General features: G+C 67.4%; 10 protein-coding genes, 1 rRNA gene and 1 pseudogene. 2 read left to right on the forward strand and 10 right to left on the reverse strand.

What is annotated here, in order from left to right:
• Positions 1 to 197, reverse strand: a 16S ribosomal RNA gene (locus DVK07_RS18640); the annotation flags it as partial.
• Positions 198 to 868: 671 nt separating this feature from the next.
• Here DVK07_RS18640 and DVK07_RS18645 point away from each other — a divergent pair.
• Complete coding sequence (locus tag DVK07_RS18645; RefSeq protein WP_049932645.1) at positions 869 to 1,429, forward strand: TATA-box-binding protein; 561 nt, start codon at positions 869 to 871, stop codon at positions 1,427 to 1,429.
• Between the two features lie 123 nt (positions 1,430 to 1,552).
• On the opposite strand, the gene DVK07_RS18650 is transcribed toward DVK07_RS18645, so the two are convergent.
• The 4 genes and pseudogenes from DVK07_RS18650 to DVK07_RS24420 all read right to left on the reverse strand — a co-directional run bounded on the left by DVK07_RS18650 (position 1,553) and on the right by DVK07_RS24420 (position 7,999).
• A complete protein-coding gene (locus DVK07_RS18650; RefSeq protein ID WP_121598415.1) occupies positions 1,553 to 2,758 on the reverse strand; it encodes a Cdc6/Cdc18 family protein in 1,206 nt (401 codons plus the stop codon).
• Between the two features lie 803 nt (positions 2,759 to 3,561).
• Positions 3,562 to 4,377, reverse strand: coding sequence for a MarR family transcriptional regulator (locus tag DVK07_RS18655; protein ID WP_121598416.1), 816 nt, complete (start codon positions 4,375 to 4,377; stop codon positions 3,562 to 3,564).
• Positions 4,378 to 4,443: 66 nt separating this feature from the next.
• Entirely contained in the window at positions 4,444 to 6,696 is a 2,253-nt protein-coding gene (locus DVK07_RS18660; RefSeq protein ID WP_121598417.1) for an NADP-dependent malic enzyme, read from the reverse strand.
• Between the two features lie 195 nt (positions 6,697 to 6,891).
• A pseudogene (locus DVK07_RS24420) lies at positions 6,892 to 7,999 on the reverse strand (hypothetical protein).
• A gap of 113 nt (positions 8,000 to 8,112) precedes the next feature.
• Here DVK07_RS24420 and DVK07_RS18670 point away from each other — a divergent pair.
• Positions 8,113 to 9,030: a hypothetical protein gene (locus DVK07_RS18670; RefSeq protein WP_121598418.1), complete on the forward strand. Its 918-nt coding sequence runs from the start codon at positions 8,113 to 8,115 to the stop codon at positions 9,028 to 9,030.
• Between the two features lie 36 nt (positions 9,031 to 9,066).
• Here DVK07_RS18670 and DVK07_RS18675 read toward each other — a convergent pair whose 3' ends face one another.
• The 5 genes from DVK07_RS18675 to DVK07_RS18695 form a co-directional block, all read right to left on the reverse strand.
• The gene (locus tag DVK07_RS18675) at positions 9,067 to 9,792 is read right to left on the reverse strand and encodes a fumarylacetoacetate hydrolase family protein (protein WP_121598419.1); all 726 of its coding nucleotides are present in this window, start codon (positions 9,790 to 9,792) and stop codon (positions 9,067 to 9,069) included.
• A 54-nt stretch (positions 9,793 to 9,846) separates the two neighbouring features.
• Complete coding sequence (locus DVK07_RS18680; protein WP_121598420.1) at positions 9,847 to 10,281, reverse strand: hypothetical protein; 435 nt, start codon at positions 10,279 to 10,281, stop codon at positions 9,847 to 9,849.
• Entirely contained in the window at positions 10,281 to 10,643 is a 363-nt protein-coding gene (locus tag DVK07_RS18685; RefSeq protein ID WP_121598421.1) for a hypothetical protein, read from the reverse strand. Before DVK07_RS18685 ends, DVK07_RS18680 begins: the two co-directional genes overlap by 1 nt.
• A complete protein-coding gene (locus DVK07_RS18690) occupies positions 10,640 to 10,921 on the reverse strand; it encodes a ubiquitin-like small modifier protein 1 (RefSeq protein WP_121540835.1) in 282 nt (93 codons plus the stop codon). The genes DVK07_RS18685 and DVK07_RS18690 overlap by 4 nt, the downstream gene beginning before the upstream one ends.
• A 77-nt stretch (positions 10,922 to 10,998) precedes the next feature.
• Complete coding sequence (locus tag DVK07_RS18695) at positions 10,999 to 11,382, reverse strand: hypothetical protein (protein ID WP_121598422.1); 384 nt, start codon at positions 11,380 to 11,382, stop codon at positions 10,999 to 11,001.
• Positions 11,383 to 11,557: the final 175 nt, after the last annotated feature.

Genomic DNA, 11,557 nt, shown 5'->3' on the forward strand with positions numbered 1-11,557 from the left:
CCGGAGCGTTTGGCACATCACTCATTCCAGTGGTGATGTGGTATACACTATTAGCCTCAGTTTCCCGAGGGTATTGTGTTCCGAAGGGTAGTTTGGCCACGTGTTACTGAGCTATTCGCCACGAGTCTGAACTCGTGCGACTAGCATGGCTAAATCGGATCCCAATAGCAATGGCCTCCGGCAGGATCAACCGGAATGAATGTCCTTCGAGCCTGATTCCCGGCTCGAAGGGGGTGTTGGCGGGTGTCAATCTCGATTGAAGCCGAGAGTTGACACACCATTGCATTGGTCTGTGTGGTGTCCGGTCCATCCAACGGCTTGGATGACACCGAACGACCACGGCTCACATCAGATCACCGCTTACGCCGGAACGCAGGGGGCGTGATCCTCATCGGATGAGTCGGACGAGCCGACTCTGCGAAACCGGGCCGAGTTGAACGGCCCGAGTCCGCGGTGCGTTCTTCGCGTATTGACCGAACGGGCTTATACACTTAAGCACGTCGGAACGCTTCGACCGGCCGCGTCAACGGCCGGTCGGTGCCCCCTCGTCGGGGGCGCCTCGCATTTCTTCGAATGCCCGGGTTGTACTTAACCCCGTCGAAGCATCTACGCTACGTCATGCGGTTTCATGGGACAGTTCACAACGAGTTGATCCATCTGTGAGTGGTGACGACCGGAGACGGTCGGCGCCAGCGAGCGGTCGGATGGGAACTCGTGGTCGGGTGATGTGTCAGAATAAGATCATAGAATCTCAGGCTACGTGTAGGTCTCGCGCGTACGCGGGATGAGAGACAATCCGTTTCGAGACTAACCGGTCGTTTATACCACGGGCGTTTATAAGGGAGGGGGACACATATAAAAGCGAACGATGACGAACCCTGCAGACTCGATCGAGATTCAGAACGTTGTTGCATCGACGGGTATCGGTCAGGAGCTCGATTTGGAGGCGCTCGCAGAAGACCTCCCGGGCGCGGATTTCAACCCGGACAACTTCCCCGGCCTCGTGTACCGGACCCAAGAGCCGAAAGCGGCCGCGCTCATCTTCCGCTCGGGGAAGATCGTCTGTACGGGCGCGAAGAGCATCGACGACGTCCACGACGCGCTCGGGATCATATTCGAGAAGCTTCGCGGCCTCCAGATCCCCGTCGAAGACGACCCGGAGATCACCGTCCAGAACATCGTGTCGAGCGCGGACCTCGGCCACAACCTCAACCTCAACGCCCTCGCGATCGGGCTCGGCCTCGAAGACGTCGAGTACGAACCGGAGCAGTTCCCCGGGCTCGTCTACCGGATGGACGAACCCGAAGTCGTCATTCTGCTCTTCGGGAGCGGAAAGATCGTTATCACCGGCGGCAAGCGGACCGACGACGCCGAGGAAGCGGTCGAGGAGATCGTCGAGCGCATCGAAGGGCTCGGGCTGCTCGGCTGAGGGTGAATCGATCGGTCTGTTCGGTTACCACCGACTGAATAAAAGTCGGTGGTCGGTGTCGAGCGGCCGTCAGTCACCGTCAGGTGGCGGTCGATCAACGTCGAGCGGCCGGGTGCGGTTCGGTTACGCTTCGGCGTCGTCCTCGGTGAGGACCTCTTTGACGACGCTCGGGTCCTCGAGAAGCTGGTGTTTGGTGTAGCTTCCCTCGGCGCTACCGCCGCTGTGTTTCGACTGTTCGATGATGTCGAGGAAGGCGTGTTCCTTCAGGAGGTCGCGGACGCGTCGTAGCGAGAGGCTGTCGGAGCCCTCCTGTCGACAGATGTTCTCGTAGATTTCGTACACGCGGCTCGTCCGGAATCCGTCTTGTCGACCGTTCGAAAGCGATAGCAGCGCGAGCGCCTGGAGCACGTACCGCGAGTGCGGCGTGGAGCCGCGGATGAGTTCGCGGAAGCGGTCGGTCTCGGCGCGCTCGCGCGCCTGCGTGACGAACTCCTCGCGGACGGTGGGCTCGTCGTTCCCCTGTGCGATCTCGCCCGCGTATCTGAGGATGTCGATTGCCTTCCGCGCATCCCCGTGCTCACGTGCCGCGAGCGCCGCAGCGCGCGGGATAGTGGACGGATCGAGAACGTCGTCGTGGAACGCGTCCGCGCGCGCCTGCATGATCTCCCGTAGCTGGTTCGCGTCGTACGGCGGGAAGACGAACTCGCGCTCACAGAGGCTCGACTTGACGCGCTCGTCCATCCGGTCTTTGTACTGGATCTTGTTGCTGATCCCGACGACGCCCAGCTTACAGTCGGTGATTTTTCCGGCCTCGCCCGCGCGGGACAACTGCATCAGGATGGCGTCGTCGTCGAGCTTGTCGATCTCGTCGAGCAGGATCAGGACGACGTCGTACCGCTGGTCGAGTATCCGCCAGAGCCGCTTGTAGTACGTGGAGGTGGAGAGCCCCTTGTCGGGGACGTTGATTCCGGTCTCCTCGGGGTCGTTGACGCCCTCGGCGATCGTCTGGACCGCCTGCGTCTCCGTGGTGTCCTGCGCGCAGTCGACGTAGGCGAACGTCGCCGTGACGCCCTCCTCGCTCGCGGTCGAGACGAGTCGCTTGGAGACGTACTTCGCACACAGCGACTTCCCCGTACCAGTCTTCCCGTAGATGAGGACGTTGCTCGGGCTCTGCCCGAAGATGGCCGGATTGACCGCCGTCGCCAAGTCGGCGATCTCGTCGTCTCGGCCGACGATTCGGCCCTCGCCCGGCAGGTGACTGATCTCGAGGAGCTCCTTGTTCGCGAAGATGGGGTCCTCCCTCGTGAAGAGGTCGTCCGCTGCGTCCATGAGAGAGACACCGGGTTTCCGGTGAAATGAGTTCTGTTTCGCGGCCGCGTGTGGGGCGCGGGCGCGGGGCGGTCGGGGGACGGGTTGGTCCGTCGAGACACACACCGTGTTTCCGGTGAAAACGGGGGCTGAGGAGGGGAGGGATGAACTGGGAAAGGCCTGAGGAGGGATGAGCTGGGAAAGGCCTGAGGAGGGATGAGCTGGGAAAGGCCTGAGGGGGGATGAGCTGGGAAAGGCCTGAGGAAGGGTGGGTTGGGAGAGATCCAGGGAGACAGGTCGAGAGAGGACTGATGGGGTGAACGGACGACGAGAGCAGGTGCGAGTTAACGAGAGCGGATGCGAGTTAACGAGAGTACGACGAGAGCACGTGGAGGCGGTGTCAGCAGACAACACCGGAGGGAAAGGCGGCCCGAAACTGAGTGAACGAGGTTAACAACGGGGACGATCGTCGGCCGGTTTCACCGGAAACACGGTGTTCGACGAGCTGAGGGTCGACACCATCACGGGAGAGACCACGTTTCCGGTGAAACGCCCGTCATGGCTCGGCGAGCACTCGCCAACTTGGCTTGGCGAGCTTTACTCTGAGACGGGTAATAAAACCTGTTGTTTTAATACGGTCAGAAACTGCGGTTTCTCAGACGACATGTCCCGCCCACGCACCGACCGCACCCAGCCACACCCCGATTTCACCGGAAACACGGTGTGTCTCTCCGCTCATATCACTCACCATTCGCACCTACCTGTGAGTCGCCCCGCGCGTGACCCGCACGGCGTCCCGCTCGCACTCGCGCTCAGTGACGGACTCAGCGGTCGAGGGAGTCGCGAACCTCGTACCGCACGCCGTCTTCGCGGAGCCGAGTCGTGTGCCGAGAGAGTTCGTCGGTCGACACGAGCAAGAGCACGTCCAGGCCGCGAAGGGCGGCCTGAGAGACGCCCGTCGCCGACCCGAACCGCACGTCGGGCCGCAGTCCGGTACGGGTCGCGAGGGCGTAGGCCTCGGTTCCGCCGACCGCGACGAGGTCTGCCCCGGTGGCACGGTCCCTGATCACGTCTGGAGAAGGAGGCTCCCCCTCAGTCACGGCGGGGACGGGAACGACCGTCACCACGCCCGGGTCGTACTCGACGACGCCTTCGAAGTCGGTGACGCCGACCGCCTCTCCCGCCTCGCCGCCCGTGACGACGACCGCCGTCGCCGCCGCGCCGCCCTCGGGGACGGCGTGTAACACGCCGTCGCGCATCTCCAGTCCGACGTCGTCCCCCTCCGCGAGCGCGTCGGTCGCCACCGCGGCGTCGACGTCGACGCTTCCCAAGACATCGTCGGACACCCGGGAGACGAACTCCGAGAGGGCGTCGGTCCGCGTGATAATCCAGTCGACGCCCTCCTTCGTCACCTCGTACCGACCGCGACCGCGCTTCTCCACGAACCCGCCGTCGACCAGATCGCGGACGTAGTCGCTGACCGCCTGCGACGTCACGCCGATGACGTCGGCGATCTCCTCCTGGCTCACCGCCGGCTGTCGCGCGGCGATCTCGACGAGAACCCGGTACCGAGTCGCGTCGCGCCTGTTGTCGAGCACTCGCGGCCCGGTCGGCTCGTCCGGATCCTCGCTCGGTTCCATACCAATACTGTCGTAGTCGGAAACAAGTAAAATTGGTGTACCGAGCGCCGGGCTGCGACCGATGAACTACTCCTGCGCGTCCACGACCGCGACGCTGGCGAGGTTGACGATGTCTTTCACCTCGTCGCCCCGCTGGAGGACGTGGACCGGCTCGTCCATCCCGACGAGCATCGGTCCGATGGCCTCGGCGCCGCCGAGGCGCTGGAGCAGCTTGTACCCGATGTTCCCGGCTTCGAGGTTCGGGAACACGAGGACGTTGGCGGCCTCGTCGAGCTGGGAGAACTCGTAGGTCCCGTTGAGGATGTCGTCGACGACCGCGGTGTCGGCCTGCATCTCGCCGTCGACCGGGAAGTCGACCGCGTCGTCGGACTGGAGGATGTCGACCGCGTCGCGCGGCTTCCGGGTCCCCTCGTTGTCGACGCTCCCGAAGTTGGAGTACGACAGCATCGCCGCGCGCGGTTCGACGTTGAACCGGCGCGCGAGGTCGGCAGTGTGTCGCGTGACCTCCGCCAGCGTCTCCGCGTCCGGGTCCTGATTGACGGTCGTGTCCGCACAGAAGATGACCCGGTTCTTGAACGTGAGCATGTACACGCCGGCGACGGTGTCGGTGTCGGCCGCGGATCCGACTATCTGGAGCGGCGGCCGGAGCGCGGACGGGTAGTGGTGAGTGAGCCCGGTGAGCATCGCGTCGACGTCGCCGGTCTCGACCATCACGCTCCCGAGGTAGTTCGTGTCCCGCTTCACCAGGTCGTCCGCTTCGCGCTTCGTGATTCCCTTGCGCTTCCGGAGCTCGTACAGCCGGTCGCCGTACCCGGAGACGTCCCGGTCGTCTGGATCGACCACTTCGGGGCGGAACGAGAGGCCGAGTTCGGCCGCGGTCTGCGTGATGGTGTCGGCGTCGCCGAGCAGCACGGGCTCCGCGATCCCCTGCTCGGAGAGCTGGTAGGCGGCGCGGATCATCTTCTCGTCGGTGCCCTCCGCGAGCGCGATCCGCTTCGGGTCGCTCTTCGCCTTGTTCAGCACGACCCGCATCATCTCTCGGGACTTCCCGAGCCGCGCTTCGAGCCGCTCCCGGTACTTCTCTAAGTCGATCTCGGTCCGCGCGGATCCGGACTCCATCGCCGCCTCCGCGACGCGCGGCGCCACCTCGAACAGCACGCGGGGGTCGAGCGGCTTCGGGATGACGTAGTCGGGGCCGAACTGGAGGGGCTCGTCGCCGTACGCCTTCACGACCGCGTCCGGGACGTCCTGGCGCGCGAGGTCGGCGAGCGCCTCCGCGGCGGCCGCCTTCATCTCCTCGTTGATCTCGGTCGCGCGCACGTCGAGCGCCCCGCGGAACAGGAACGGGAACCCGAGCACGTTGTTCACCATGTTCGGGTAGTCCGACCGCCCCGTCGCCATGATCACCGTGTCGTCGCGCGCCTCTTTCGCGTCCTCGTAGGTGATCTCCGGGTCGGGGTTCGCCATCGCGAAGATGATCGGGTCGTCGCCCATCGAGCGGACCATCTCCTGCGAGACGATCCCGCCGACGGAGAGCCCGACGAACACGTCCGCGCCCTCCATCGCGTCCGCGAGGTCGCCGCCCTCGACCGGGCTGGCGAACTGGCTCTTGTACTCGTTGACCTCGCCGGCCTCGACGCGCTCCTCGGTGATGATCCCGGAGGAGTCGCACATCGTGATGTTCTCCTTGCGCGCGCCCAGCGAGACGTAGAACCGGGCGGTCGCGATGGCCGACGCGCCGGCGCCGGAGAAGACGATCTCGAGCTCGGAGAGGTCCTTGTCGGAGATGTCGACGGCGTTCATCAGCGCCGCGCCGGAGATGATCGCGGTGCCGTGCTGGTCGTCGTGGAACACCGGGACGTCCATCTCCTCGCGGAGCCGCTCCTCGATCTTGAAGCACTCGGGCGCCTTGATGTCCTCGAGGTTGATCCCGCCGAACGTCGGCTCCATCGCCTTCACGGCCTCGCAGAACGGGTCGACGGAGTCGATGTCGAGCTCGATGTCGAACACGTCGATGTCCGCGAACCGCTTGAACAGCACGCCCTTCCCCTCCATGACGGGCTTCGAGGCGGCGGCGCCGATGTCGCCGAGCCCGAGGACGGCCGAGCCGTTCGAGACGACGGCGACGAGGTTCCCCTTCGCCGTGTACTCGAAGACGGACTCGGGGTCGGCCGCGATGTCGCGACACGGCGCCGCAACGCCCGGCGAGTACGCCAGCGAGAGGTCCCGCTGCGTGTTCGTGGGCTTCGTCGTCTCGATCGCTATCTTTCCGGGCGGCTCCTGTCGGTGGTACTCCCGCGCGTCGTCGTCTAATCCCATGTCTCTCTCCATTCGTGAACGGAGTAAAAAGCTATCCGATGGTGTCGAACTCCTGATTCGACGTTCGACGATCATTCGACGACACGAACACGGTGCCGAGAGGCTCGGTAGCGCGCGATCACCGCCAAATTACGCCGACAGCCACGCGCGAGCACTACCGAATCTCGCCTCCGACCACACACGGCCACCGCCGGATCACTCCGCTACCGGTCCCGATTCGTCGCTCGCGACGAGCGCGGGCGCCAGCGGTGCCAAGTCGGAATCGATCCCGGCGAGCGTCGAGACCTCGAACGCGGTCAGGTACGTCCGGGCGACCAGCGTGACCGGGAGCGTCAGGACCACGACGGCGACGACCGCACAGACCAGGACGGTCGCGAGAACGACCGCGCCGGCGGTCGTCCCGATCAGCGCCCCGAAGCCGCCGAGCGGAACCGCCGCGAGGAGGAGCGCGACGAGGCCCGTCACCGCGACGACGCCGCCGACGACCGCGGCGGCGACGGCCTGAACGATCCCGACGCCGACCGCGAGAACGGCGTGGACCGCGACGTAGACGACGACCTCCGCCCACGATCCGCGGAACGACGCCCATACCTCCCGCCACCCGGCGACCACGCCCACGTCTCGGGCGACCATCGCCGGCGCGACGAACTCGAAGGTGAGCCTGGAGACGGCGGTCCCGGCGAGCGCGGTGGCGCCCGCGAGCACGCCGAGAGCGCCGAGCAGGGGGGGGAGCCACCGGCGACCACCCGGGGAACCGGCCGACAGAAACCCCGACGACTCGCAGCAGGTCGGGATCGAGCGTCGCCGCGAGCGCGACCGCGGGAAGTCCGGCGACGACCGCGGTCACCGCCGCGAAGCCGAAGAGCCCGAGCCCCTGTCGGAACCGGTCGCGGAACGGCCCCCAGAGCGCGGCCTCGGTCGTCGAGAGCGCCTCGTAGAAGACGAGCCGGAAGGCGATGGAACACGCGGACAGGACGGCTACCACGAAGACAGCGCCGAGGGCGAGTCCGGCCAGCAGCGCGGGGTCGAGCTCCGCGACGCGCTCGACGCCCGTGCGGACGACGCGTTCGGCACCCGGAGGGACCGACTCGGGTTCGATCGGGGCGATCCCGTTCCCGGCGCCGACGCCGCCGGCGGGCACGCCGAGCGACGAGGTCGCCGCGCCGGGCGTTCCGGCGCCCCCGCCGGCCATCACGAGCGCTAAGAACGCGAGCTTCGCCCACCGGACCGCCTCGAAGGGGAAGAGGAACCGACGTGTGGCGCGGACGGCGCGGTCGGCGGCCTCGACGGCGTGCCAGCTCATACGAACCGTTCGCCGGAGAGCGTGAAATAGGCTGGCCACGGGTCCGGGCACTCGCTCTGCGAACCGGCGACCGACCCGCAGTCGTTTAGGGCGGACGCGACGAACCGCCTCGCATGAAGGTCCGCGGCGAACGCGAGTGTCAGTCCTGCGGAACGCGGTGGTCGTACTACGAGACGGGCTCCGTCGCGTGTCCGAGCTGCGGCGACCTCCGCAGCGTCGGCGTCGACGCCCGCACCGCCCACACCGACACCTCCGCCTCGATCGACCTCTCCGCCCATCGCGAGCGGTTCGGAGACGCGCCCGATACCCTCCCCCGGTCGGGGACCGAAGACCTCCAGTCCGACCTCCGGGAGTACTGCCGGAAGCGCGGGTTCATCGACGGCGGCCGGCTCGCGACGCTCGACGAGACGTACCTCGCGGCCCGCGAACTGCTGGAGGCCGTCGACTGCTTCGAGCGACTGCGCGAGCCGACCGACGCCGACCGCGAGTACCTCCTCGCGCTGCTCGCCGGCGCCGACGACGGCGACCGACCACCGGCGGACGAGGTCCCGACAGCGCTCCGCGAGGCCCGCGGGATGGCGGCCGTGCGCGCGGTCGAAGCGTACCGGAGCGACGCGCTCGACTTCCTCGACGAACTCGAAGCCGGCGCCGACCGAAACGACGCCGACCGAAACGACGCCGACCGAAACGGCACCGACCGAAACGACGCCGAAAGTGTCGATACCGAAAGCGACGACGTCGAAATCGACGAGACAGAGAGCGACGAGGAGGCCCCGACGGTCACCGTCGACGGGGAGAATCCGGAAGCGAGGATCGGCCCCGCCCGCGACGCGTTCGAACGCCTCCGCGACCGCGTCACGCGCGTCGACGCGCTCGGCGGCGACGTGCCGCCCGCGGCCGCGGACGCCCTCGTCGAGGCGGCCGACGCGCTCGGCGAGTACGTCCGGACCGGCGACGAGACGGCGCTAACGAACGCCGACGACCTGATCGACGACGCGAGCGTCGACGACCTCGACCCCGGGGGCGGCTGAACTCGATCGACGCCCACCCGGCCGTACTCGGAGACGCTACTCCGCGTCCGGCGCGACCACCGCGTTCGAGAGCGTGCCGACCCCCTCGTAGGTGATCTCGACGCGCTCGCCGGGCTCGACGAGACCGGGATTCGCGGGGCTACCGAACGCGACGCAGTCGCCGGGCTCGAAGGTGAACCGCTTCGAGAGGTACGAGACGATTTCGTGCGGGCCGAACAACATCAGCTCCGTGTTGGCGTCCTGTCTCCTCTCGCCGCCCACGGTCGTCTCGATGTCGAGATTCGTCGGGTCCACGTCCGTCTCGATCCACGGCCCGAGCGGCGCCGAGCCGTCGAACGCCTTGCGCGCGGTCCGCCCCTGCTGGTCGAGCGCGTCGACGTCGTTCATGACCGTGTAGCCGCGCACCGCGTCCGGGACGTCCTCGGGGTCGAGGTCGCGGCACCGCTCGTCGATCACGGCGACCAGTTCGCCGGCGTACGTCAGCTCGTCGGTCCACTCGGGGTACCGGACCGGCTCGCCGTGCGCGAGCAGGCTCGCCGGGGGCTTTATGAAGAAGTCCGGCTCTTCGGGGCGCTCGTACTCCATCTGGTCGAGCGTCTCGGCGTAGTTCCGGCCGACGCAGTACAGCGCGGTGGGGTCACAGGGCGGGAGCAGTCGCCCGTCGCGACCGACCTCGTAGCGGCCGTCGTCGGCGACGACCGCGCCGTCGACGTAGCGGCCGGCGACGGGTCCGTCCGGTGTGAGCAGTCGAGCGAATCGCATACGGACACGTCCGCGCTGTGCCCCGAAAAGGCGTCGGTGGTGGCAGGGTTCGAATTACCCGTCGTCTTCGTCCGCACTCACGCCGATGACGACCCCGGACCGGATCTCCAGCGCCGTGTCGAACTCCTCCCGGCGACCGCTCCCGGAGCCGATCCGCTCGACAGCGGCCTCGTGGGCGCGAACCACGGCGTCTCGCTCGCGCTCGGTGAGTCCGACGCGGTCGGCCACCGCCCCCCAGTGGTCCGGCTCGACGAGGAACGTCTCGCGCTCCGGCTCGGCCGCGATCCGCTCGTAACGTCGGCGGTACGCGTCGATTCTGGGGCCCAGATCGGCCTGGACGCGCGCGAGCAGCGCCGGAACGCGAGCGGCCGGCACGCTCGCGAGAGCCGCCGTCTTCACCAGCGCGGTACCCTCGATCGGATACGAGTCGGGGTCCCGATCGGCGTCTCCCCGGTCGCCGCGATCCCCGTCGTCAGCGTCGTCGGACATCACCCGCCGGCGCGCATGGCCTTCTGGCGGTACTTCGGGAGGAGTTCGGCGAGGACGTCGGGGTCCCCCGCGAACTCGGCGGTCACCTCGGTGAGCTTGATCGCGGCCGCCGCGGTCACCTTCTCTGCGCTGAGAGTGGCCCGCCATCCGTCGCCGTCCACGCGGGTCGCCGCCGCGGGGTCGTCGGTCCCCACGAGTTCTCCGCCCAGGTTACGGAGGTAGTGGGCGGCAAGCCGCCGGGAGATGCCGCGGTACGCCACCGTCTCGCGCTCCCACCCTTCCTCCGCGGGCGGGTGGCCGGGAGGGTCTCCGTCCGCGTCGCCGCCGACGCCCTCGGCCGCAGCCGAGCCGTCGTCGCTCACGTTCCCCCCGCGACCGGCGGGAACACCGAGAGCCGGTCGCCGTCCGCCATCGGTGTGTCGAGCCCGTCGAGGTGGAGCACCTCGCGGCCGTTCTTCAGGACGTTTATCTGCGGGGCGAGGTCGCCGTCGACGATCAGTCGGCCCTCCATCCCCTCGTACTCCGACTCCAGTTCGCGCAGCACGTCGCCGACGGAGGAGCCGTCGGCGAACTCCGCGTTCACCGTCTTCCCGCCGGCGGCCTCGCGAAACGTCGCGAAGAACCGCAGTTCCAGTTCCATACCCGTACCTCGTGTCGCGGCGGCTTAAAAGCGGCCGGCCGCGGAAGGCGACGGCCGGGAAGTCGACGCGTCGCCGGCTACAGGTCGGAGAGGCGGATCCCGTCTTCGACCAGCCGGAAGTTGCGCTCGCGGTCGAGGTCGTCGGCGAGCCACTCGTGGTCGTACAGCTGACCGATGAGTTCGAGGTAGAGGTTGCGCCACGCGATCGCGTAGATGGGCGACTGCCCCCACGCGCGCAGCTCCGGAACGAACTCGTGGTACGTGCTCGCCTGCGACTCCATGCGCTCGACCGCGTCGGCGACGACCTCGGCCGCCTCGTCCGGGTCCGCCTCGTCGAGCGCGTCGTTCAACCGCGACTGGATGCCGGTGATGGCGCGTCGCATGTCTCGTTCGGCTGTCCCCTCCTCCTCCGGCAGCGACTCGACGACGCCCCTCGGCACGCCGAGTTCGATCTCTGGCATGCGAACCACTCGGGGGAGCGCGCTCAAAAAACCCGTTCACCCGGCAACGGTCGCGTAAAGTTAGAGGATGAGGCGTTCGACTTCAGAGTGCTTATGGCCGAAATCGAACGCCTCACCGAAGGTATCGCGTGGATCGACTTGTCGTTTGTGGAGCGAGATAGGACTCCACGCTGGG

It is taken from the genome of Halorubrum sp. Atlit-26R, from assembly GCF_003666015.1.
In the GTDB taxonomy this organism is placed as follows: Archaea; Halobacteriota; Halobacteria; order Halobacteriales; family Haloferacaceae; genus Halorubrum.